21 protein-coding genes are annotated in these 23,579 nt (G+C 35.8%); 17 read left to right on the top strand and 4 right to left on the bottom strand.

Annotated features, from left to right (window positions below; genetic code table 11):
* Positions 1–2 precede the first annotated feature (2 nt).
* Together EQ827_RS04945 and EQ827_RS04940 are read left to right on the top strand one after the other, a co-directional pair.
* Positions 3–2,483, top strand: coding sequence for an ATP-binding protein (locus EQ827_RS04945; RefSeq protein WP_181189885.1), 2,481 nt, complete (start codon positions 3–5; stop codon positions 2,481–2,483).
* 18 nt (positions 2,484–2,501) lie between these two features.
* Positions 2,502–3,458, top strand: coding sequence for a 3'-5' exoribonuclease YhaM family protein (locus EQ827_RS04940; protein WP_181189884.1), 957 nt, complete (start codon positions 2,502–2,504; stop codon positions 3,456–3,458).
* 114 nt (positions 3,459–3,572) lie between these two features.
* On the opposite strand, the gene EQ827_RS04935 is transcribed toward EQ827_RS04940, so the two are convergent.
* The 3 genes from EQ827_RS04935 to EQ827_RS04925 form a co-directional block, all read right to left on the bottom strand.
* Positions 3,573–4,496, bottom strand: a complete 924-nt coding sequence (locus EQ827_RS04935) for a peptidylprolyl isomerase PrsA (protein WP_181189883.1) — start codon at positions 4,494–4,496, stop codon at positions 3,573–3,575.
* 111 nt (positions 4,497–4,607) lie between these two features.
* Complete coding sequence (locus tag EQ827_RS04930; protein WP_181189882.1) at positions 4,608–4,874, bottom strand: hypothetical protein; 267 nt, start codon at positions 4,872–4,874, stop codon at positions 4,608–4,610.
* Positions 4,875–4,876: 2 nt separating this feature from the next.
* Positions 4,877–5,317 carry an HIT family protein gene (locus EQ827_RS04925; protein WP_181189881.1) on the bottom strand — a complete coding sequence of 147 codons (441 nt, stop codon included), beginning with the start codon at positions 5,315–5,317 and terminating at the stop codon, positions 4,877–4,879.
* A 101-nt stretch (positions 5,318–5,418) separates the two neighbouring features.
* On the opposite strand from EQ827_RS04925, the gene EQ827_RS04920 reads away from it, so the two are divergent.
* Genes EQ827_RS04920 through trmB form a run of 3 tightly spaced genes read left to right on the top strand, consistent with a single transcriptional unit; the run spans position 5,419 to position 8,025 of the window.
* A complete protein-coding gene (locus EQ827_RS04920; protein ID WP_181189880.1) occupies positions 5,419–6,156 on the top strand; it encodes an ABC transporter ATP-binding protein in 738 nt (245 codons plus the stop codon).
* On the top strand, positions 6,153–7,364 hold the full coding sequence (locus tag EQ827_RS04915; RefSeq protein WP_181189879.1) for an ABC transporter permease: 1,212 nt from the start codon (positions 6,153–6,155) through the stop codon (positions 7,362–7,364). Before EQ827_RS04920 ends, EQ827_RS04915 begins: the two co-directional genes overlap by 4 nt.
* Before the next feature lie 16 nt (positions 7,365–7,380).
* Entirely contained in the window at positions 7,381–8,025 is a 645-nt protein-coding gene (trmB, locus tag EQ827_RS04910; protein WP_181189878.1) for a tRNA (guanosine(46)-N7)-methyltransferase TrmB, read from the top strand.
* A gap of 130 nt (positions 8,026–8,155) precedes the next feature.
* On the opposite strand, the gene EQ827_RS04905 is transcribed toward trmB, so the two are convergent.
* The gene (locus tag EQ827_RS04905; protein ID WP_181189877.1) at positions 8,156–8,470 is read right to left on the bottom strand and encodes a hypothetical protein; all 315 of its coding nucleotides are present in this window, start codon (positions 8,468–8,470) and stop codon (positions 8,156–8,158) included.
* 120 nt (positions 8,471–8,590) lie between these two features.
* Here EQ827_RS04905 and EQ827_RS04900 point away from each other — a divergent pair, with 120 nt between their 5' ends.
* From EQ827_RS04900 to EQ827_RS04845, 12 genes are all read left to right on the top strand, one after another.
* Positions 8,591–8,911, top strand: a complete 321-nt coding sequence (locus EQ827_RS04900) for a thioredoxin family protein (protein ID WP_181189876.1) — start codon at positions 8,591–8,593, stop codon at positions 8,909–8,911.
* A 24-nt stretch (positions 8,912–8,935) separates the two neighbouring features.
* A complete protein-coding gene (gene ytpR, locus EQ827_RS04895; protein WP_181189875.1) occupies positions 8,936–9,571 on the top strand; it encodes a YtpR family tRNA-binding protein in 636 nt (211 codons plus the stop codon).
* A gap of 19 nt (positions 9,572–9,590) precedes the next feature.
* Complete coding sequence (murC, locus tag EQ827_RS04890) at positions 9,591–10,910, top strand: UDP-N-acetylmuramate--L-alanine ligase (protein ID WP_181189874.1); 1,320 nt, start codon at positions 9,591–9,593, stop codon at positions 10,908–10,910.
* A gap of 303 nt (positions 10,911–11,213) precedes the next feature.
* Entirely contained in the window at positions 11,214–12,161 is a 948-nt protein-coding gene (locus tag EQ827_RS04885) for a Dyp-type peroxidase (protein ID WP_181189873.1), read from the top strand.
* Positions 12,162–12,319: 158 nt separating this feature from the next.
* Complete coding sequence (gene polA / locus EQ827_RS04880; RefSeq protein ID WP_181189872.1) at positions 12,320–14,977, top strand: DNA polymerase I; 2,658 nt, start codon at positions 12,320–12,322, stop codon at positions 14,975–14,977.
* Positions 14,978–14,985: 8 nt separating this feature from the next.
* Positions 14,986–15,816 carry a bifunctional DNA-formamidopyrimidine glycosylase/DNA-(apurinic or apyrimidinic site) lyase gene (mutM, locus tag EQ827_RS04875; protein ID WP_181189871.1) on the top strand — a complete coding sequence of 277 codons (831 nt, stop codon included), beginning with the start codon at positions 14,986–14,988 and terminating at the stop codon, positions 15,814–15,816.
* Positions 15,816–16,424: a dephospho-CoA kinase gene (gene coaE / locus EQ827_RS04870; RefSeq protein WP_181189870.1), complete on the top strand. Its 609-nt coding sequence runs from the start codon at positions 15,816–15,818 to the stop codon at positions 16,422–16,424. The genes mutM and coaE overlap by 1 nt, the downstream gene beginning before the upstream one ends.
* The gene (nrdR, locus tag EQ827_RS04865) at positions 16,421–16,912 is read left to right on the top strand and encodes a transcriptional regulator NrdR (protein WP_181189869.1); all 492 of its coding nucleotides are present in this window, start codon (positions 16,421–16,423) and stop codon (positions 16,910–16,912) included. The genes coaE and nrdR overlap by 4 nt, the downstream gene beginning before the upstream one ends.
* Positions 16,902–18,242 (top strand): DnaD domain protein, encoded by a 1,341-nt coding sequence (locus EQ827_RS04860; protein WP_181189868.1) that lies wholly within the window; start codon positions 16,902–16,904, stop codon positions 18,240–18,242. Before nrdR ends, EQ827_RS04860 begins: the two co-directional genes overlap by 11 nt.
* A 1-nt stretch (position 18,243) precedes the next feature.
* Entirely contained in the window at positions 18,244–19,158 is a 915-nt protein-coding gene (gene dnaI, locus EQ827_RS04855) for a primosomal protein DnaI (RefSeq protein ID WP_181189867.1), read from the top strand.
* 252 nt (positions 19,159–19,410) lie between these two features.
* Positions 19,411–21,354: a threonine--tRNA ligase gene (gene thrS / locus EQ827_RS04850; protein WP_181189866.1), complete on the top strand. Its 1,944-nt coding sequence runs from the start codon at positions 19,411–19,413 to the stop codon at positions 21,352–21,354.
* A gap of 380 nt (positions 21,355–21,734) precedes the next feature.
* On the top strand, positions 21,735–23,579 hold a 1,845-nt coding region (locus EQ827_RS04845; RefSeq protein WP_181189865.1), incomplete at its 3' end, for a fructose-1,6-bisphosphatase.

Below are 23,579 nucleotides of genomic sequence, written 5' to 3'. Positions count from 1 at the left end.
GCGTGCAAATTACAGGGGTAAATATTTATGGTTTTGGCTGTTTTGTCGATACTAAATTTAATTTTCAAACTGATTATCAAGTAATCTTGGGCAATAATGAGACTGGGAAAACCACTTTATTATATTTTATTCGCTCGATTTTATTTGGATTTGCTAGTGCGCGCGGACAAGAAAAATATCGCCGTTATTTACCGCATAAGAGTAGTAAGTATGGCGGTGAGGTTTATTTATTGGATGCTGATAATAATCACTGGACTATTAAACGTACCAAAAAACAAAACTCGGAATTACTCACTGTCTATGAAAATGATCAACCCAAAACCACAGCTGACTACTTGCAATTACTGGCTCCGATGACATCAGATTTATTTATCAAAACTAATTTTATTGATCAAACCGCCTTAGAGCAAGTTTATCATTTAACCGATGATGAATTATTAGAACAAATTTTAGCCCTTGGAGCTGTTGGCTCCAGTGATTGGCTCAAGCTTAGAAAAAAATTGCAAAAAGACGCAGATCAATTATATCGGCCCCGGGGCAAAAAATATGAATTGAATCAGTTATTAGATAAACATCAGAGTTTACAAGCACAATTACAGGAATTTGATAACGAAAATACTAAATATCATCAACTTCAGGCACAATTACAGGAACTCTTGCAGCAAGAACCTGATTTACAACAACAAGAGGAGCAGTTACAGCAGCAAGTCCATCAATTAGAAGAATTGCAAAAAAAGTGGGCACTTTTTCAAGAGTTTAAAGCGCTCGCACACACTGCCACTTCTCCTATAGCGATATCTGCAACTGATATAACTACTTACGATAATTTACAGCAAAGCATTGCCTGGAATCAGCAACTGGTTACTAATTTGCAGCAACAGCAGAAAAATTCATCCTTAAATTCGCAGCAGCAAGCTCAAATTGCTTATTTTTTACAAAATCAAGCCCAATTTCAACGGCTTCAACAACAGCAACAAGAATTGAAATTTCAAAGTCAGTATTTAAAAGCCAATATAATTCCTCAGCAACAACAGTTACAAGAACAGCGTTCTACTTTACTGCAACACAATCCCCAATTAAATGCTGATTTAACTCCTCTGACTCAACAGCAATTACAGCAATTTCAAAAATTATTGACACAATTAAAAGGGCAAAAGCAGACCTCTAAGCAAACTACAAAATTGGCCTTGGGCGTTTTAACTGTAGGAATTAGTGGACTAGTGTTGATGCTAACGCATAAATGGTTTTGGGCGGTAATAATGTTTTTAATCATTTTTGCTTTAAGTTGGTGGATATTAACTGTTCAAGAGGCAAAATCGCCAACCGTGCATATTCGCACCCATATGCAAAGTTTTAAACAACAATATCATTTAGATAATTTAACTGATCAAGAAGTTATTGATTTACAGGGTATAATTATGCAACTAGCTAACTTAAAACAACAGTTAGCTGCCAATCAAAAACAAATCGATGATTATCAAGAATTACGGGCGCAGTTTTTACAGCGATTGAGTAATTTAATGAGACCGGTAACTGCGCAGACAATTTCAGATGTGGTTTTCGATGAGTATCTGCGTGAATGTCAGCACTTACTGCAATTACAGGAACTGCAACGAACTAATCATGAACAATTGCAGTCAAAATTAACAGCGACACATACGCAATTAACTAAACTAAAACAAGAATTAGCTGAACTCTTTCAAAAATATCATGTTGATGATAGCCAGCAATTTGAACAGTTGCAATCCCAGCTTCAGCAACAACACCAAGAGCAACAGCGAAAGGTACTTTTACAACAAACTTTAGGCGATGATCTCAATCAACTGCAAAAATTCACTTCCCTTACAGAATTAAAACAACAATTAAAGCAAGCTCAGGATAATTTACAGCAGCTTCAGCAAACTCTTCATCATTTAAATCAACAAGAAGCTCAAATTACTGCTCAAGCTCAGCAATTAGTAAATAATGATCAATATGAGCAATTTTTACAAGAAATAGAATTTAATAATACCGCTTTAACAACAGCTTTTAGCGAATGGATTGGACATGTTATGGCGGCACAATGGATTAGTACTACTTTGAATTATGCTAGTGCTAATCGTTTCCCTAATTTATTACAGCGCGCTGAACAATTATTTATGCAGTTAACTAATGGCCGCTTTAAAGTAATCAATTTTGTGGAAGGCGAATTAAAGTTATTAACTGCAGATAAGGAGCAATTTGATGTTCATGAATTATCGCGTGGTACGGCAGCACAGTTATATTTAGCGCTTAATTTGGCTTTTGTGTTGGAGGTTGCTGATATTACGGCAATGCCGATTTTAATTGATGATGCCTTGGTTGATTTTGATACACAGCGTAAGAGCAATATTTTTCGTATTATTCAGCAAATGTCGCAAGTGACGCAAGTAATTTATGTTTGTGCGCAGCCGCCTACAGCTAACTTAATAGACTCCGAGCATCTATTGACTTTATCACGTTAAAAAAGACAGGTGATTAAAATGAATAAAAAATTAGTCGATTTACATGCGGGAATGGATTTTGAGTTACCCGTATTGATTAAACAAGTTGATGTACGGACAGCAAGAAATGGTAAGCAGTTTTTGGCTTTAAATTTTGCCGATGATACAGCAGAATTGCCGGGTAAATTTTGGGATGCTTCACCTCAGGATATTCAAGATTTTACTGCTGGACAAGTGGTTTTATTAAATGGCAAATGTGAATTGTATAATGGTGCCTTACAGATTAAGATTATCAGTATGAAAATTGCGGAAGCTCATACTTATTCACAAAATCAATTCATTCGGCGTGCACCTTTAACCAAACAGCAGCTGCAAGATCAATTAAATGAACTATTATTTCAAATTACCCAACCACAATGGAATCGAATTGTGCGGTATTTATTAAAGCAACATCAGGAGGCCTTTTTTGAGTATCCAGCGGCTAAGTCTAATCATCATGATTATTTAGGTGGTTTGGCTTTTCATACGCTTAGCATGGCTAAACTAGCTCAAAATGTTTGTCAACAGTATCCGCAAGTTAATCGCTCCTTACTATTAGCAGGCACGCTTTTACATGACTTAGGTAAAACTAGTGAGCTCAGTGGTCCCTTAAATACGCAATATACCTTAGCTGGTAATTTGCTGGGGCATATTGTTCTGATTGATGGAGAAATCGTAACTGCTTGTCAAAAGCTAAATATTAATCCTGAAACCGAGTCTGTTTTATTATTGCGTCATATGGTTATCGCTCATCATGGTTTAAATGAGTATGGCTCACCGAAACGGCCGCAATTATTAGAAGCAGAGATTTTACACCAATTAGATGAGCTCGATGCGTCGATTACGATGATTTCTAAAGCACAAAAACGTACTGGAGCAGGGCAATATACGGAACGTATTTTTGGTTTAGATAATCGCAGATTTTTAGTACCAAATTTCAAAGATAAAAAAGAATAAGCCTGCTGTTGCAGACTTGAAGATTGCTAGCTAGCAGAACAAAGGTAAAGTAGGTTAAAATTGAAAGTAAACAAAAAGCATATTCAATATGAATATGCTTTTTAGCAGCTTTAATTATTTACTTGATGATTTTGAAGCTTTGTTGTTATTAGACTTATTATTAGCTAAGTAACCAGCCAAAATATTCTTCATATCATTATCTTTAATGGAAATATCAGAACGCTTCAAAACTTTAGAAATAACCTTTTGCATTGTTACAGAATCTTGCATCCGAGAATCATAGATTTGATTTTCTAATTCTTGTTTGTGGCTATTTAAAGTACCTTTACTTGGGCGCTTGTCCATCTTAATAATATGATAACCGTAAGATGATTTTACAGGTTCTTTAGTGTATTGACCTTGTTTTAATTTCAAAGCAGCCTTTTTGAAGTTAGCATCTAAAGAAGTATCATTATTGTTGAAAGCAGGCAATTTACCACCGCTATTTTTGGTACCAGTATCAGTTGAGTACTTTTTAGCTAATTTAGTAAAGTTTTCGCCGTCATCTAACTTCTTGATTACTTCTTTAGCAGTATTTTCGTCTTTAACTAAAATATGTTGCACGGTAACTTTAGGAGTATACTTTTTCCACTGTTTATCTAATTCAGATTTAGAAATTGAAGTTTCTTTACGAACAGCTACTTTAGTTAAAAGGTTTGTCCGGATAGTGTCTTTAAAGGAAGCAGCATCCATACCATTTTGTTGTAAGAGGCTATCAAATTGAGAACCATACTTATCTTTGTATTGGTTATATTCTTTATTAACCTGCTTATCACTAACATCTTTACCATATTGATCTTTTAAGGCCTGAGAGATAATCATTTGCTGCAACGCTTGTTGGCCAGCTTGTGACTTCTTCATTTTTTGGTAAAGCTGTTCTTGGGTAATCTTGCCGCCTTTCATGGTGACGACTGCTTTATTTCCAGAACAACCCGCAACTAAAGACACTGACAATACAGCAACGATTGTCAGTAAAAATTTATTAAATTTCTTTGACATAACTTTCATTACACATCCAATCTAGTTTTATCTTATGAAGATAACAATTACAAAGATAACATATTTTCGACTTTTTTTATACCTTAATAAAATAATTTCATACAAATTTCATTATTTTTGAGGTAATTTCTCTTTTAAATTATTAGTTGTCTCCATGATTTGTTGTAAATCTTCACTAATTTGAGCTTGTTCTTCACTAACGGTTTGTTTAATTTCCTTGACCGTCGGAATGACGTCCTGTTTTAACTGCGTTGTGATTGATTTTAATTGGTTTGCCCAGTTAGATGAATTGGCAGCATTTTGTTGGCGCTTACGCCAATAAAACCCCAATGTACCAAGGCCTGCTCCCATAATAAAGCCAGATGATAAACTCTTCATAATTATTCCTCCATTTCTTTGCTGATTTTTTGGGCAATTGCGCTCAATTGATCCGCATCATATTTAGCAGTATTATCTGCCCACTTCATTTGGAAGCCATCTTCTTCATTAAATCGCGGTACAAGGTGAATATGTGAATGGAAAACTGATTGATAGGCAATTTTACCATTATTGATGCAGATATTCATTCCTTGAATTTGGGGGTTGGCAGCCTTGATAGCCCGAGCCACTTTAGGAACACGGGCAAAAACTTCACCAGCATGTTGCGCATCGTACTCAAAAATATCTTTAACATGATTTTTGGGAACTAAAAGAACATGTCCTGGGGTAACTTGGGAAATATCCAAAAAAGCTTTAACAATTTCATCTTCATAGATGGTGTAACTGGGAATTTCACCAGCAACTATTTTGCAAAAAACACAATCAGCAACAGCTTTATACATTGAAAAATCCTCCTTAATTAAGATAATATAAAAATTCCATCTTATATATAATTAATGCTATCATAATTACAGTTAAATTGAAGAGAGTAGGTTTAAATTTTATGACTTTAATAATAAAAAATTTAACTGGCGGTTACGGCCGAATTCCAGTTTTAAAAAATGAATCATTTACAGTTGAAAATGGTCAAACAGTCGCTTTAATTGGTTTAAATGGGGCGGGCAAGTCCACGACTATCAAACATGTCATGGGATTGTTGCAGCCTCAAAGTGGCTCAATTACACTAGACGGCCTCGAATTGCAGGCTGATGTTCAAGCTTATCGGCAAAAAATTGCTTATGTACCTGAATTGCCAGTTTTATATCCAGAATTAACATTGAAAGAACACATTGATCTGACAATTATGGCTTATGATCTAGATGAAAAATCTACTTGGCAGCAGGCTCATCAGCTGTTGCAGACTTTTCGTCTAGATAACAAATTAAATTGGTTTCCAATTAATTTTTCTAAAGGTATGAAACAAAAAGTCATGATTGTCTGTGCCTTTATTACAAAAGCACAATTATTTATTATTGATGAACCCTTTACAGGGTTAGATCCTTTAGCAGTTCATGATTTGTTAGGCTTGGTACAAAAAAAGAAACAAGCTGGTGCGGCTATTTTAATGTCTACGCACATTTTGACTAATGCTGAACAAAGTGCGGACCAATTCGTCCTCTTAAACCACGGACAAGTTCGAGCACAGGGAACTTTAAAGCAAATTCAGCAGGAATTCGGAATGGATGCTGCTAATTTGGATGAACTCTATGTGCAAATGTCTAAGGAGGATGTCACTCAATGAAATCTCTATGGCAGCAACGTTTTGTCCAACATGCAAAGGAACAAAGTAAATTTTTGAAGTTAGTTTTCAATGAGTACTTTATCTTAGCAATAATTTTTTTAATTGGAGCTGTAGGATTTTGGTATTCGCAAGCCTTAGATCAGCTGCCGCCAAATAGTTGGTGGGCGCGTCCGGTGGCAATTTTGGTTTTAGGTCTTGTGACACTCTTATTTAAGCCAGTCACGCTTTTACAAGCTGCTGATGCTGCTTTTTTATTACCGCGAGAAAAGGAATTACCACAATATTTAGTTGCAGCCCGACGTTACAGTTTAATTATGCCTAGTATAACAACTGCTTTAACTGGATTTTTTTTAACACCTTTTTTAGCACGAGGAGCAGCTTTTACCCTCGTAAAAGTGGTTTTTTTAACCTTAACAGCAATTGTGGCAGCCATTAGCATAATTATCAATCAATTTAACTCTTTATACCAGAAATCTACTATTTTTTCGAAAATCGGCCAAAATACTTTAGGAAGTTTTTTGCTGTTGATAATTGCTGCTTATGTTAATGAGGTAGCAGCGCTGATTTTAGCGTTAATTTGGTGTGGATTTAATTATTATCAGTGGCAGCAATTAGCAGCCAAGCAAATATTTAACTGGCTGCAAGCAGTTGATATAGAGGCGAATCGTTCCTATCAATTGAAACGATTCTATAACTTGTTTACTGACGTTCCGGGAATTGCTCATCAGGCAGTTCGGAGGCAGTGGCTAGATTGGCTGTTAAAACCAATTAAACCTAAGCATCGTAATGCTTATTTGTATCTGTTTGCCCGTGGTTTTTTGCGTAATAGTGACTATAGTGGAATTTTTGTACGTTTGACAATTATCTGTTTATTATTAATTTACGCTATTCATAATTATCTATTAATTACTATTATTACGGCATTATTTTTATATTTAGTAGAGTTTCAATTATTGCCTTTATATAAAAATTATGATGGCATTGTCCTAACTCAAATTTATCCCTTGACACAGTCACAAAAGCAGCAAAGTTTTCAAGTTCTTTTGCTTGTAGTTTTAGGAATGCAGTGGCTGTTTATCGTGATAACATTGTTATTATGCAATCACCTAACCACACAGCTATTGTGGCCGGTAGTTGTAAGTTTGTTAATGGTAATCTTTTTGTTAAAATGGTATCTACCACGACAATTAACAAAACTAAATAAATAATTAAAGGAATGGTAGTATGCGTTTACGAAATAAACCCTGGGCAGCCGCTTTAATTCAGGCTCATCCAGAATTGATTATGGTTAATCCTAGTCAAATGGCTGGCAAGTGGCAACAGCGTTTTCCCAAAAAGCAACCTTTAGAATTAGAATTAGGATCGGGTAAGGGTAAATTTATTTTGGAAAAAGCCCAACAAAATCCGCAGACTAATTTTATAGCCATGGAAATACAAACAGCCGCTTTAGGGATGATACTAAAGCAGCAAGTTGAATTACAGCTACCTAATTTACAATTACTTCAAGCTAACGGACGGGAATTAGTAAACTTATTTTCTCCGAATGAAATCCAAAAGCTTTATTTGAATTTTTCAGATCCTTGGCCGAAAACTCGGCATACTAAAAGACGCTTGACTGCGCCTAATTTCTTAGAACAGTATCAAACAATTTTATCACCGCAGGGAGAAATTGAATTTAAAACTGATAATCAAGGCCTATTTGAATATTCATTATGCAGCTGCAATAATTTTGGCTTAGAATTTGATGATGTTTTCCTGAATTTACATCATAGTGAACGAGCAGCCAACAATATTACAACGGAATATGAAGATAAATTCAGCAAAAAGGGGCAGCCGATTTATTTTTTGGCAGCGCACTTTAAAGACTAGCTAAGGGGTATAATATAAAAAATCAGCTAACTTGTTGGTTTTGGTATCGCGGATAACGACTTAAAAAGGATCGCGGCAATGTTGTCGCGGTCCTTTTTATGCGGATATATTATCACTTTTCAAATATTGATTAAACTCGTTGAATGTCTAATAATTGACCAGTTAAAGCTGAAGCAATAAAGTGGTATTGAGCTTCTTCATCATCTTGAACAGCAGTTACACCGCCAACCAATGCCCAGATATCTTCACCATCAACGTTAACTTTTTGAAACATGGGTTCTACCCAAGTAGTAATAATATTAGTATCAGCACCTAAATTACTTTTAATGCGTTCGATAACTTCTTTGCTGTCTATTTCATGTAATAAGTACAATGCACCAGCACCCATTGCTGCTAGAGCGCCCGTAGCAACTAAAGTCGTTTTAGCAAGATTTTTTAAACTCATAATTCTGCCTCCTATGTTTGATACTTCTATTTTATCATTATATAATACTAAGTTGAGTCATTTAACAACATTTTTTTATTTTCCAGAGTATTCTTAAATTAAAGAAGGGAATGAATTCTTATGAAAAAATTATCAGAATATGCAACAACAGATATCAATACTCTCACGCAAAATGGCAAGTATATGTTGTTTTTTAAAGCAGATTGGTGCCCAGATTGCAAATTTATTGAGCCTTTTATGCCAGAAATTGCAGCGGATTATCCAGACTATCAGTTTATTGAAGTTGATCGCGATGAATTTATGGATTTGGCAAAAGATTTGGGAATTATGGGGATTCCGAGTTTTGTAGCCTTTAAAGATGGTCAGGAAATTGGCCGTTTTGTTAATAAAGATCGGAAAACTAAACCAGAAGTGGAAAGCTTTATCGACTCACTCAACTAAAATAAAAGGTCTAGGTGAATATAAGTGTTAGTTAGTTCTTATAATCCAGAAGTTTTAGGGGATGTCTTACTGGTAGTAACTGGTGCTGATGATTTTCCTCAAGAGCAGCAACAAAAGGACGATATCGTTCAGATTATTAATCATCAAAAAAATGTAATTGGCTATAATTTCTTTAATATTGCCCAGCAATTACAATTGACACCTGCAAATCAGGGTCAAGTCTTTTTAAATGCCCAACAAATACAAATTTTGAATGAACGCTTAAAAAATGCTGGCTTTCATGATAAACTGACAATTGATTTAACTCCTAAGTTTGTAGTTGGTTATGTTCAAGAGATGAAAGCTCATCCTAATTCTGATCATTTGCATATTTGCCAAGTAGAATTAGATGCTGGACAAGTGGAACAAATTGTTTGTGGAGCACCTAATGTTGACCAAGGTCAAAAAGTAGTAGTAGCTAAGGTAGGCGCAATGATGCCTAATGGTCAGATTATTTTTCCGGGTCAGTTGCGTAAGGTTGCTAGCAATGGCATGCTTTGCTCGGCTCGGGAATTGGGTTTGGATAATGCTCCGCAGCAACGAGGAATTATGGTCTTGGATTCTCGTTATCAAGTAGGAGACGCTATTAATCTTCAGGAATTAAACCAAAATTATAAGTAATATTTGGAAGGAAATTCCTATGGAAAGCACAGTTTATCATTTTGTTGGTATTAAAGGTACCGGTATGAGTGCCTTGGCTTTGATTTTGCACGATTTAGGCTATCAAGTTCAGGGTTCTGATATTTCTAAGCACACTTTTACTCAAGAAGGCTTGTTACAGGCAGGAATTAATATTACGGCTTTTGACGCTGAAAATATTCATCCTGGTTTAACGATTATTGCGGGCAATGCTTTTGGAGCGGATAATCCAGAAATTCAACAAGCCCAGGCACTAAAATTACCCATCTTAAGTTATCCAGATATGGTGGCTCAATTGGTCAATCAGTACACATCTATTGGAGTGGCTGGTGCGCACGGTAAAACGAGTACGACAGGATTATTAGCTCATGTATTAAGTGGCATTGAAAAAACTAGTTATTTAATTGGCGATGGAACTGGTAAGGGAATCAAAGATAGTAAGTTCTTTGTTTTTGAAGCTGATGAATATCGCCGGCATTTTTTAGCCTATCATCCTGATTATTTAATTATGACTAATATTGATTTTGACCATCCTGATTATTTTCAAGATGTTAATGATGTAGTGGCTGCTTTTCAAACGGAGGCTATGCAGGTAAAAAAGGCACTTTTTGCTTGGGGAGATGATCCTTTATTAAAAAAACTGCAAACCAAAAATGATGTTCCCATTTATTATTATGGTTTATCCGAAAATGATGATTTTCAAGCTGTTAATATCCAGCGTGATACAAAGGGCAGCAGTTTTGATGTTTTGCATCAGGGACAAAAATTAGGCCACTTTAAGATTCCAATGTTTGGAGAACATAATGTTTTAAATACGTTAGCTGTTATTGGTGTGGGCTATTTAGAAAACATTAAGCCAGAGTTAATTCAGCAAGAACTGGCTACGTTTAGTGGCGTTAAAAGACGTTATAGTGAAAAACAGGTGGGCGATATGATTTTAATAGATGATTATGCTCATCATCCTTCAGAAATTAAAGCCACCATTGATGCTGCTCGACAGCAATATCCGGATAAACAATTAATTGTCGTTTTTCAGCCGCACACTTATAGTCGGACGCGTGCTTTACTAGATGGGTTTGCCCAAAGTCTTAATTTGGCTGACCAGGTCTATTTGACTAATATTTTTGGTTCAATTCGTGAAAAACAAGGGCAAATTAATAGTTCTGATTTAGGTAAAAAAATTCAGCATGGCGGACAAGTTATTACTTTAGATAATTTACAGTCTTTATTGCAATATCATCAGGGAGTTATTATTTTTATGGGTGCTGGTGATGTACAAAAATATGAGGTTGCCTATCAAAAAGAAGTATTAAAATCATAATTTAAAATAATGTCCTAAATAAAAGTTAAACATTGACTCCTAAATTTTTCCCAGAAATAGGCGATTTAGTTTTTAAAATTTGGGTTATTAATTATTATAAAACAGTAAAGGGCTAGAACAATTTTTTGTTCTAGTCCTTTACTGTTTTATAATGTGAGTGTTAGCGATTTAGTATCAGTCATTATCGCTTTTAAGTATTAAATGCAGCGATTATTATATGTAATTAGGATAGGGGATTGGTGTATACTAAAAACGGTGGTAATCAATTAAAATAATTTGACAATTGAAAAGGAGACATTTGGAATGGTTATGAATCCCGTTAAAGCTCAAGACGTTTGGAAAGATATTGGCGAGCATGTTCAATTTACAGTTTTAGAATTAAATCGTCAAGATCAAGCTGCTGAACAACAGGCAATTATGGATTTTGCTGATCGTTATCAGGCTATTTTGCGTTCTTTAAGAATTAGAGACGCAGATGGTGATTTAAAAGTAGCCTTTGGTTTTAGTAGTGATGCTTGGGATTACCTTTTTCCTAATGCACCGAAGCCTAAAGAATTAGAACCCTATCGAACAGTTAGTGGTCCCAAGTATTCAATGCCAGCTTCCAAGGGTGATCTCTTTTTTCATATCCGCGCAAGAGATGAAGCGGTTGTTTATGAAGCTATGAATCAATTTCGGCGCTTTCTAAAAGATATTACTACTGTGGTTGATGAAACCAAGGGTTTTCGATATTTTGAAGGTCGGGCTATTATTGGATTTATTGATGGAACTGAAGCACCATCAGTAGAAGATGCAGCCAATTTTGCTATTATTGGTGATGAGGATCCAGTATTTGAAAATGGTTCTTATGCGTTTGCCCAAAAATGGAAGCATAATATGGATTTTTGGGGTCAACTAACTACCGAAGAGCAAGAAAAGGCCGTGGGACGAGAGAAGTTTGGTGATTTGGAATTAGATGACGAACAAAAAGCTCCTAATGCCCATAATGTCACTTCAAAAGCTGAAATTGATGGCGAGGAACAAAAAATCGTTCGAATGAACGTACCTTATTCCGACCCGGCCCAAGATAACACGGGAACTTACTTTATTGGTTATTCACGTCATTGGGAAGTTACTAAGTTAATGTTAAAGAATATGGTGAATAAAGATGACTATCTATTAACTTTTTCTGATATACTATCAGGGCAGCTATTCTTTATTCCTTCACGGCCGCTCTTAGATACAATAGCTGACGGCCAATTTAATAAATAATGTGGATTAGACTTTGAGGGTTGGAACAATATTTTGTTCTAGCCCTTAATTTTATTTAAAAATTGTGCAATTGTAAAATTATTAAATTTTTAAGGGAGCTTTTTGGCAGGTGTAGCTGATATTTGGTAGAATAAGAACCAGAGAAATGAGGTAAACTGATGGAGTCGAAAAAATTAATCTTAGTCGATGGCAATAGCATAGCTTTTCGCGCTTTTTATGCAATGTACACTGTTTTGGAAAAATTTAAAAGCCCAGATGGTCTGCATACAAATGCAATTTATGCTTTTAATAATATGCTAGATTTAATCTTATCTAAGGGTCAACCAACAGATATGCTGGTGGCTTTTGATGCTGGTAAGGTTACCTTTAGAAATAAACTCTATGATGACTACAAGGGCAATCGTTTAAAAACACCCAATGAGTTTCGCGAGCAACTGCCTTTTATTAAACAATTACTACAAGCTCGCGGCATCAAAAGCTACGAATTAGAAAATTATGAAGCAGACGATATTATTGGTACAGTTGCTACCAAAGCCCAAAAGGAAAATTATAAAGTAACTATTGTTACTGGTGATCGTGATTTAACTCAATTAGTTACCGATCAAATTACAGTAGCTTTAACTGTTAAAGGGGTTACAGAATTAGAATTTTATACGCCTCAGCATTTTCAAGAAAAATTAGGTATTACTCCTAAGCAGCTAATTGATGTAAAAGGCCTCATGGGTGATACTTCTGATAACTATCCTGGTGTCACTAAGGTTGGCGAAAAAACTGCCTTAAAGTTGGTTAAACAATATAACTCAATGGAAAATTTATATGAGCATCTTGATGAAATGAAGGCCAGCAAACTGAAAGAGCATTTAACCGCTGATCGTGAGCAAGCTTTTCTATCTAAAAAATTAGCAACCATTCAAGTTACAGCTCCAATTGATGTTGAAATCGCTGATTTAACCTATGATGGCGACCAAATGCCTGCCTTAAAAGAATTTTACCAAAAGATGAACTTCCGCTCTTTTTTAGAAAAAATGCCACCTAATCAGGAAGTAACACCAAACGCTTCGGAAACTCAAATTAATTTTGTGGAATTAACTTCTGATAATTTATCACAAGTACTAGCAGGTAAAAAGTCGACAGCGATAGTAGTAGAAATGGTTCAAGACAACTATCATCGCGCTCCAATTATTGGATTTGCTTTAGCTAATGAAAAGGGAATTTATGCTGCTGACCGTCTGGAACTTTTACAAAATAAAACTTTTAAATCTTGGTTTAACAACCCACAAGTCCCTAAAACTGTTTTTGATTTTAAACGGGACTATGTGGCTTTAAATCGTCAGCAAATTGAGTTAGCAGGTGTTAATTTTGATGTATTATTAGCATCTTATTTACTGGATGTAAATGAAAATTCTAATGACTTGGGTAAGTTAGCTCAAGGTTATGGCTATCACCAATTAGATTCTGATGCCCAATTTTATGGCAGTGGGGCTAAGCTAACCATTCCTGAACATGATCAACTATTGCAGCATTTAGCTGCTAAAGCAGCAGCCATTCAATTTCTAAGCACCCAGTTGCCTGCCAAACTACAAGACCATGACCAAGATGAATTATTTGACACAATTGAATTGCCGCTATCTCAAGTTTTAGCGGAAATGGAGATTGCAGGAATTACAGTCAATCGAGATAATCTTGAACAATTACAGAGCCAACTGCAGCAGCGGCTCCATGATTTAGAAGCGGATATTTATCAACAGGCAGGACATGAATTTAATATTAATTCACCTCAACAATTAAGCAAAGTCTTATTTGAGGAATTGGGTCTACCGCCGGTCAAGAAAAATAAGCGGGGGTATTCAACTTCAGTTGACGTCCTAGAAAAATTAGTGGGTAAGTCCCCCATTATCGCTGACATTTTAAATTATCGGCAAGTAGCCAAAATTCAATCGACTTATGTTATTGGGTTGATGAATACAATAGCTCCTGACGGAAAAATTCATACCCGTTATCAACAGACTTTAACTCAAACGGGCCGCTTATCTTCAGTAGATCCGAACTTGCAAAATATTCCAGCTCGCGATGAAGGACAGATTATCCGTAAAGCTTTTGTTCCGCGTCATGAAGATTGGGAAATTTTTTCCAGTGATTATTCCCAAATTGAACTGCGTGTTTTAGCTCATATATCTGGTGATCAAAATATGCAGCAGGCGTTTAGTGAGAATTATGATATTCATGCTCACACAGCGATGCGTATTTTTGGTTTACATGATATCTCTGAAGTAACTGCTGATATGCGGCGACAAGCTAAGGCTACTAATTTTGGGATTGTCTATGGTATTAGTGATTATGGCTTAGCCCAAAATATTGGAATTTCACGCCAGCAAGCAGCTAATTTTATTGCGGCTTACTTTGAACAATATCCTAAAGTTAAAGAATATATGGATAAAATTGTTCAAATGGCTCGTGAGGATGGTTATGTTGAAACAATTATGCATCGGCGGCGATATTTACCTGATATACATTCAAGAAATTATCACATCCGCTCTTTTGCGGAACGCACAGCAATGAATACGCCTATTCAAGGTAGTGCTGCTGATATTATCAAGATTGCAATGATTAATATGCAAAAAAAACTGCAGTCTGAAAACTTACAGGCTACGATGCTACTGCAAGTTCATGATGAACTAATTTTTGAAGCACCTAAATCTGAAATTCCGCTTTTACAAAAGTTAGTTCCAGCAGTAATGGATTCAGCTGTGCAATTAGATGTACCTCTAAAAGTAGAAACAGCCCATGGTAAAACATGGTTTGACGCTAAAGGGTAGGTGAAAAAATGCCAGAATTACCAGAAGTAGAAACAGTTCGGCGAGGTTTAAATAAGTTAATCAAAAATCGAAAAATTATTGCCATTGATATTCGTTACGACAAAATTATCATTGGTTCACCTAATGATTTTAAAAAGCAGTTAATTGGAGCTACTATTGTAGAAGTGTCGCGGAGAGCTAAATATTTGTTATTCCACTTTGACAATGATTTGACGATGATTAGCCACTTAAGAATGGAAGGAAAATATCAAGTGCGTAATCAGCTGGCAGACTTTGATAAGCATGCGCATGTGATATTTTATTTGGATGACGGGAGCTATCTAGGTTACCGGGATGTGCGTAAGTTTGGCAAAATGCAAATTGTTGCCCGTAATCAAGAAATGCAAGTAAAATCAATTGCGGCCTTGGGTCCTGAGCCTTTAACTGCACAATATACCTTAGAATCTTTAGAAAATGGATTTAAAAAACGTAAGAAATCAATTAAGGCAACCTTATTAGATCAACATGTTGTATCAGGATTAGGCAATATCTATGTTGACGAAGTTTTATGGCGGGCAAAAATTCATCCTGAAGAGCCTGCCAATAAGGTTACTGAACTACAAATTAAAGCCTTATATCCAATTATTAACGATGAAATTAAACAAGCCATTGCTGCTGGCGGAACCACTGTACGTAGTTATGTTGATGCTACTGGACATACCGGTAATTTTCAATTACAGCTGCACGTATATGATCAAGAAGGACAACCATGTGAACGTTGCGGGACAATTATTGAAAAAATTAAAGTGGCTGGACGTGGTACTCACTATTGCCCCCACTGTCAGGTATTAAATTCCTAATGCGATTAGCAATTGGAGTGACCGGTGGAATTGCTACCGGCAAATCAACAGTAACCCACATTTTGCAGCAGCAAGGATATAAAGTAATTGATGCTGATCAAGTGGCACGAAAGGTAGTTAGACCTCACAGGCGCGGATGGAAAAAAGTTGTAAAAGCTTTTGGTGATACAATTTTACAGCCTGATAAACAGTTAGATCGCCAACGTTTAGGGCAAATTGTTTTTAATAATCCCGAGCGTTTACAGCAGTTAAATCAGATTTTGCAGCCTCTAATTCGTCAACGTTTAACGTATCAAATTCAACATGTCCCTAATGATAATCGACCAGTTTTTTTTGAAATACCTTTATTATTCGAGCAAAATTATCAATCTTTGCTACAAAAAACCATTCTTGTTTATGCAAAATTGCCTGTGCAGTTGCAACGTCTACAAGAACGCAATCATTTATCCGTTCAACAGGCACAACAGCGTATCAACAGCCAAATGGATCTTCAACAAAAGCGGCAATTAGCTGATTTTGTGATTGATAATAGCGATGGCTTGACGTCTTTATATCCACAAATCGAGCAAGTTTTAAAAAATTTGTTAAAAGGAGGAAGTGAAAAATGATTTGTCCTCATTGTCATCATAATTCTTCACGGGTTATTGATAGTCGCCCTAGCGATGAAGGTCGAGTTATTCGCCGGCGGCGGGAGTGTGAAAATTGCGGACACCGCTTTACAACATTTGAGCGGATTGAGCAATCACCGGTTTTAGTTATTAAGAAGAATGGTAATCGCGAAGAATTTAATCGCGAGAAAGTTTTGCGAGGAATTGTACGAGCTGCAGAAAAAAGGCCAGTTACGCTTGATGATATGAATAGCATTGTATCCCGTGTAGAAGCCAAAGTACGCGCCAGCGGCGAAAACGAAATTGATTCTCGCCAAATTGGTGAGTATGTCATGCATGAACTAGCCCAATTAGACGATATTGCCTATATTCGTTTTGCTAGTGTTTATCGACAATTCAAAGACATTAATGGCTTTATGAAAGAAGTTCAAGATATGATTGCTAATCAAAAGGATAAGTCCCAGGATGATAAAGAAGATGGCCAATAAATTTGTTGATCCTTTGTGGGGCTATTGGGTCATGACAAGCGAATATTTGACCGACTATGATCGCCAAATATTAATGGATTTGTATCAACCCTTAATGGGCAGTGAAGCGGCAAGCCTTTATCAATTATTGTGGAATCAACAGCAAATATTGGTTTCTGAACGCCAGATGCATGCGCAACTATTAAATCTCTTAGACTTAGATGCAAAGGCCTTTTATCAAGCACGGCTTAAACTAGAAGCTTTAGCCTTATTGCAGACTTACGCTGCTAAAGATACTTTAGGTCAGTATTTAATTTATCAGTTGCATGAGCCTTTATTACCGCAAAAATTTTTTAATGATGGTATTTTAAAGACTTTTTTATATGAAAAAATTGGCGAACAGGATTTTATTCGTTTACAAAAAAAATATCGTACACCGTCTTTGCCCCAATCATCCAATATAAAAGAAATTACTCATAGTTTTTTGGATGTTTTTCATTTATCAAGTGCAGATATTTTAAAAATGGAAACTACTAGGGATGTTCAAACTGATACACCGGTTATTCCTAAGTATACACAAAGTCAATTAGCTACATTTGATTGGCAGTTATTGCAAGACTATATTGCTAGTTATCATGTGAGACAAAGTGATATTTTGCAACATCAAAATGAACTGTTTAATGTTCATGCCTTTTATGGAGTAACAGAAATTGAAATGGCAGATTTAATTGCAAATACTCTGAACGTGACTAATAATCAAATTGATATCAAACGTCTACAAAATGTAGCTCAAAAACGTTTTGAAGACCGTGTCAATATTCAAGTACGCAACGAGCATAATAATCAAGTGCTTCAACCAACAGAGCCTAAATTGTCAGGAGTAACGTCGGCGGAACAAAAATTATTACAGCATGCTAATCAATTAGCTCCAGCAGAATTTTTAGCCTGGAAAAAGCAACAAAAAAAAGGATTTGTAGGATCCTCAGAAACGCGGGTTTTACGTCAATTACAGCAACGCGCTATTTTACCATTACCAGTAATTAATATCTTAATTGACTATGTTTTGAATAATTCGGCAACCTTAACACAAGGTCTTGTGGAAACAATAGCTAACGATTGGCTGCAGAATAACGTGAGCACAGCTTCAGCAGCTATACAAAGAATTAAGGAACACGCACAACCTTCAAAGGTTAAAACTACTAAGAATAAATCTGCTTATCGCTCCTATCAGCCTCATCGCGAGCAAGTAACCGATTGGACTAAACACCAGGCTAAAAAAATTGATCCTAAAGCTTTTGCAGCAGCGCAAAAAAAGTTACGGGAATTTGAAAAGGGTTTAAATGGTGATTAAAATGAAAGATTTATCACAAGAATTTTCTCAGACTTTAGCTAAGCGTCATTGGGGCAAAAAATATCAGGAGTTGACTCAACAAGCTCTTCATGATAAAGATGTTCAAACTTTTATTCAGCAAAATCAAACTAAAATTACTCAGCCAATGTTAGATAATGGCGTCGATGCAATTTATGAATTTGTCCAAGCTAAGAATAATCGCAAAAATTTTGCCATCGGCTATGTACCCCAACTAATGGTTGCCAATCAAGCAATTCAAGTCACTTACCATCCTGATAAGCAATTATTATCTCGTCAACAACAAGTCCAACTAGCGCAAAAATTTATGACGATTGATATGGCGAGTGATATTCGGCAGGCTAATTTACGTGATTATGAACAAGGTGATCAAGGACGCCAAGAATCATATCTAGCTGCAGTTGATTTTACGATTAAATATGGATCCAATCCCCAAGAGTTTGTTCCTGGATTATATTTGTCTGGGGAGTTAGGAGTAGGAAAAACATATTTACTAGCAGCTATTGCCCAGACTTTAGTTAAAATGAATACCACAGTACTATTGGTGCATTTTCCAACCTTTGCTGTGCAAATGAAGGCTGCTATCCAAGACAATTCAGTTTTAGCACGTATTGATAAAATTAAGGCAGTGCCGATTTTAATGCTCGATGATATTGGAGCTGATTCATTAAGTTCTTGGATTCGGGATGAAGTTCTAGGAGTAATTTTGCAATATCGTATGCAGGAAAAATTACCCACCTTTTTTTCATCTAATTTATCAATGGATAAGCTAGAAAAACATTTAGCCATTAATCAACGTGGTGATGAAGAGGCACTCAAGGCGGCTCGTATCATGGAACGCATCCGCTTCTTATCACGTGAAGTGGTCGTCAGTGGCCCCAATCGACGATTTAAATAAAATTTGCAAAATTTACAAAAACGTGGTTTAATTCAAGTATAAACAAAGTCTCTTAATTCAGGGAGAGTTAACCATCGACTGAAAGTTGCTCAACAAGAGATTTTGACCTTTACTAGTTTAAAGATTTAATGGTTTGTCGCTCTATAGACTTAAGAGATAGGCTATTATTAGCTTTAAAATTGGGTGGAACCGCGTAAATATTACGTCCCTCGGAATTTTTTCCGAGGGACTTTTTAAATTGGAGGAAGAATTATGGCTAAAATTGCATTAACATTTCCCGATAACTCAAAACGGGAGTTTGAAAGTGGAGTTACACCTTTAGAAATAGCTGCTTCAATTGGTAATAGTCTTAAAAAGGCTGCTATTGCAGCAAAAGTAAATGGATTTTTGGTAGATATTAAACGTCCTATTGTCCAAGATGCCAAAATTGAAATTATCACTAATAAAGATCCTGAAGCTGCCGAGGTCATTCGCAACACCGCTGTATTTTTGTTAGGAGCAGCTTTGCAGCAAAAATACCCGGAAATTCACTTTGGCGAACACCAAACTAACGATGATGGTTTTTATTTAGACACAGATAAAACACCTACACAAGTAAGTGTGGATGAATTAGCAGAAATTGCTGACTCAATGGAAACCATCATCAAATCACAAGCAGTAATTGAACGTCAGATGCTTGATAAAAAAGAACTTGCGGCTAATGTAAGTTCTGATCCCTATAAGTCATCATTATTAGCAGCAGTTGAATGTGTTCAAGTTCCTGTCTTTAAAATGGGTGATTATGTAGATTTTGGAGAAAAAGCCATTTTACCTGAAATTAAGAGCTTAAAGCACTTTAAGTTATTATCTGTTGCCGGTGCATATTGGCAGGGTAAATCAAGTAACCCAATGTTACAGCGAATTTATGGAACAGCTTTTGCTACTGATGAAGAATTACAAGCTGACTTAAAACGGCGGGCAGAAATCAAAGAACGTGATCACCGTACCATCGGCCGTGAACTAGATTTATTCTTTGTTGATCCTAAAGTTGGAGCTGGTTTAGCTTATTGGATGCCAAAGGGAGCAACAATTCGGCGAGTTTTGGAGCGCTATATTATTGATAAAGAAGTTGCTGCTGGCTATGAGCATGTTTATACTCCAATATTAATGAATTTAAACGCTTATAAGACTTCTGGACATTGGGATCACTATCGTGAAGACATGTTTCCACCAATGGATATGGGCGAAGGTGAAATGTTAGAACTACGGCCAATGAATTGCCCTTCACATATTGAAATTTATAAGCATCATATTCATTCTTATCGGGAATTGCCTATTCGCATTGCTGAGTTAGGAATGATGCATCGCTATGAAAAATCTGGAGCTTTATCTGGTTTACAGCGTGTTCGGGAAATGACTTTAAATGATGGACATACTTTTGTTGCTTTAGATCAGATTGAGGATGAATTTAAAAAAGTCCTACAATTAATGATGGATGTTTATAAGGATTTTGCAATTGATAATTATAGTTTTCGTTTGAGTTATCGTGATCCTAAAAATACGGAAAAATACTTTGATGATGATGAAATGTGGAACAAATCACAAGGTATGTTAAAAGCTGCTATGGATGATATGGGCTTGGATTATTATGAAGCTGAAGGCGAAGCTGCTTTCTATGGTCCGAAGTTAGACGTTCAAACAAAAACAGCTTTAGGTAATGAAGAAACTTTATCTACTATTCAATTAGACTTTATGCAGCCAGAACGCTTTAAACTAACTTATGTTGGTGAAGATGGTAAAGAACATCGTCCAGTTATGATTCATCGGGGAATTGTTTCAACGATGGAACGTTTCATTGCTTATTTGATGGAAATGTATAAAGGCGCATTCCCAACTTGGCTGGCTCCAATTCAAGCAGTGATTATTCCGGTTAAAGAAGATTTACATTTGGATTATGCTCAAAAATTACAAGCAGAGATGCGCAAGTTAGGTTTGCGGGTGAATATTGATTCACGTAATGAAAAAATGAATTATAAGATTCGTGAAGCTCAAACTCAAAAGATCCCTTATACAGTAGTCATCGGGGATCAAGAAGTTAAAGATGCCACGGTTTCAGTTCGTAAATATGGTGAACAAAATAGTGTTCAAGAAGATATCAGCATGTTTGTTGATAGCGTAGTTGCTGATGTAAAAAATTATTCTCGTACTGGTGAATAATAGTAAGTTTTAATTGCTTATTGTTAGGAATTTAAATATTAAAAAGGTTGAAGCAGAAAATTATGCTTCAACCTTTTTTATTATGTTAACAATATTGAAGTATTGACAATCAATATTTTAATTATTTGTTCATGTTATGATACTTTTTATTGCTATTGACTTTCATAATTATTTAAACACTATCTTTTTAGTAGCTACGGCAGTAAGTATTATTAATGGTGCTTTAATTGGGATATTTTATTCTTTTTAAATTGGTATAGCTCACTTTTTGTCGTTTTTAGTTTAATATCATGGGAATTTGGTAAAACAATTAAAAATTGGTATAATGAATTTATCTTGAATAAAAAGGGTGGTTCATTACGCAAGAATTAACCAAAAAATTGCTTCAAGAAAAATTTCCGACACGTGAAGCAGTGACAACGGAAATTATTAATTTAAAAGCAATTTTAAATTTACCCAAAAGCACGGAAGCTTTTATGAGCGACATTCATGGTGAATTTGCTGCTTTTGATCATGTGTTGCGCAACGCTTCAGGCAATATTAAATTAAAAATTGAAGACCTATTCAACGGGCGTTTAACGCCTAAAAGCCAACAAGAATTAGCTTTTTTGGTTTATTATCCTTCGCAAAGGCTACAAATAATTAAAGCTAGATTCAACCATACAGAAGATTTACACCAATGGTATTTAATGACTTTTGCACGATTGTTAGAATTATTAAAATATTGTTCTACTAAATATACCCGTTCCAAAGTACGTAAGGCGTTGGCACCTGATTTTGTTTATATTACGGAAGAATTATTATATGGGGATTTTAACAGTTCTGACAAACAAAAATATTACGCACAAATTATGGCCGATATTATTAATTTATCTTCAGCTGATCAATTCATTATTGCTATTTGTCATACTATCCAACGCTTGGTGGTCGATCATTTACATGTTGTTGGTGACATCTATGATCGCGGGCCGTACCCTGACCGTATTATGGATCGATTAATGCAGCATCATTCTGTAGACTTACAATGGGGTAATCATGATATTTTATGGTTAGGAGCAGCAGCAGGTTCTCCTTTATGTGTCGCAAACTTGTTACGTATTTGTGCTCGTTATAATAATTTATCAATTGTAGAAGATGCGTACGGCATTAATTTACGTCATTTATCGTTATTGGCAGAAAAATATTATCAAGAAAATCCCAGTTTTGCGCCTAAAATTAATCCACAAGAACCTCAGCCATCTGCCGCCGAGTTGAGCCAAATCAATAAAATTCATCAAGCAATCGCAATTATTCAATTTAAGCTAGAGGGTCAGGCTATTAATCGGCGACCTGAATTTCAGATGCAAGAGCGCAAGCTTTTAGATAAACTAAATCAAGACCGAACTCAAATTCAATTAGGTAAGCAGAATTATGCAATTACTAATGGTTGTTTTCAAACAGTATCTGTTGATCACCCCTATGAACTTTTGCCAGAAGAACAAGAGGTGATTAATAAATTAACTCATGCGTTTATTCATTCAGAAAAATTGCGCCGTCATATGGATTTCTTTATGGAAAAGGGCAGTATGTATTTAGTCTATAATAATAATCTTTTGGTACATGGCTGTATACCAGTAGATAAATCAGGAAATTTTGAGGGATTAACAATTAATAACCATACTTACTGTGGTAAAGCATTATTTGATTTGTTAGAAGTCAATCTACGCAGTAGTTATGCCGATACTCATCAAAGTACAGATTTGGCTACGGATTTGTTGTGGTATTTATGGACCGGTCCCGTCTCACCTTTATTTGGCAAACGCGCAATGACTACTTTTGAACGCTATTTTATTGCTGAGCCAACTACCCATTATGAAGAGCCTAATAGCTATTATCAGTTACGCCATCAGTCTGAATTTATTGAAAAAGTTTTGGCTGAATTTGGTGTCGATCGAAAAGATGGTCATTTAATTAATGGACATACTCCTGTTAAAAAGGGCCACTCGCCAATTATGGCCAATGGCAAAATGCTGGTTATTGATGGCGGCTTTTCAAAGGCTTACCATAAGACTACAGGGATTGGCGGTTACACGTTATTATATAATTCTTATGGCTTACAACTGGTCACACATCAGCCATTTACGACTCGGGAGCAGGCCATTGAACAGTTGAGTGACATTGTTTCTACTAAAAAAATTGTCGAACAAGAGCTATCACGAAAGACAGTTGCCCAGACAGATATTGGC

The organism is Bombilactobacillus bombi, from assembly GCF_013607485.1.
GTDB classification, from domain to species: domain Bacteria; phylum Bacillota; class Bacilli; order Lactobacillales; family Lactobacillaceae; genus Bombilactobacillus; species Bombilactobacillus bombi_A.
Note: the sequence above shows the minus strand (reverse complement) of the source record. Positions and strands in the feature narration are given on the sequence as shown.

Excerpts from the sequence above, each read along its gene's own strand:
- EQ827_RS04940 (WP_181189884.1), top strand. The coding sequence starts at position 2,502 with ATGAATAAAAAATTAGTCGATTTACATGCGGGAATGGATTTTGAGTTA.
- EQ827_RS04935 (WP_181189883.1), bottom strand. The coding sequence starts at position 4,496 with ATGTCAAAGAAATTTAATAAATTTTTACTGACAATCGTTGCTGTATTG.
- EQ827_RS04930 (WP_181189882.1), bottom strand. The coding sequence starts at position 4,874 with ATGAAGAGTTTATCATCTGGCTTTATTATGGGAGCAGGCCTTGGTACA.
- EQ827_RS04925 (WP_181189881.1), bottom strand. The coding sequence starts at position 5,317 with ATGTATAAAGCTGTTGCTGATTGTGTTTTTTGCAAAATAGTTGCTGGT.
- EQ827_RS04920 (WP_181189880.1), top strand. The coding sequence starts at position 5,419 with ATGACTTTAATAATAAAAAATTTAACTGGCGGTTACGGCCGAATTCCA.
- EQ827_RS04915 (WP_181189879.1), top strand. The coding sequence starts at position 6,153 with ATGAAATCTCTATGGCAGCAACGTTTTGTCCAACATGCAAAGGAACAA.
- trmB (WP_181189878.1), top strand. The coding sequence starts at position 7,381 with ATGCGTTTACGAAATAAACCCTGGGCAGCCGCTTTAATTCAGGCTCAT.
- EQ827_RS04905 (WP_181189877.1), bottom strand. The coding sequence starts at position 8,470 with ATGAGTTTAAAAAATCTTGCTAAAACGACTTTAGTTGCTACGGGCGCT.
- EQ827_RS04900 (WP_181189876.1), top strand. The coding sequence starts at position 8,591 with ATGAAAAAATTATCAGAATATGCAACAACAGATATCAATACTCTCACG.
- murC (WP_181189874.1), top strand. The coding sequence starts at position 9,591 with ATGGAAAGCACAGTTTATCATTTTGTTGGTATTAAAGGTACCGGTATG.
- EQ827_RS04885 (WP_181189873.1), top strand. The coding sequence starts at position 11,214 with ATGGTTATGAATCCCGTTAAAGCTCAAGACGTTTGGAAAGATATTGGC.
- polA (WP_181189872.1), top strand. The coding sequence starts at position 12,320 with ATGGAGTCGAAAAAATTAATCTTAGTCGATGGCAATAGCATAGCTTTT.
- mutM (WP_181189871.1), top strand. The coding sequence starts at position 14,986 with ATGCCAGAATTACCAGAAGTAGAAACAGTTCGGCGAGGTTTAAATAAG.
- coaE (WP_181189870.1), top strand. The coding sequence starts at position 15,816 with ATGCGATTAGCAATTGGAGTGACCGGTGGAATTGCTACCGGCAAATCA.
- nrdR (WP_181189869.1), top strand. The coding sequence starts at position 16,421 with ATGATTTGTCCTCATTGTCATCATAATTCTTCACGGGTTATTGATAGT.
- EQ827_RS04860 (WP_181189868.1), top strand. The coding sequence starts at position 16,902 with ATGGCCAATAAATTTGTTGATCCTTTGTGGGGCTATTGGGTCATGACA.
- dnaI (WP_181189867.1), top strand. The coding sequence starts at position 18,244 with ATGAAAGATTTATCACAAGAATTTTCTCAGACTTTAGCTAAGCGTCAT.
- thrS (WP_181189866.1), top strand. The coding sequence starts at position 19,411 with ATGGCTAAAATTGCATTAACATTTCCCGATAACTCAAAACGGGAGTTT.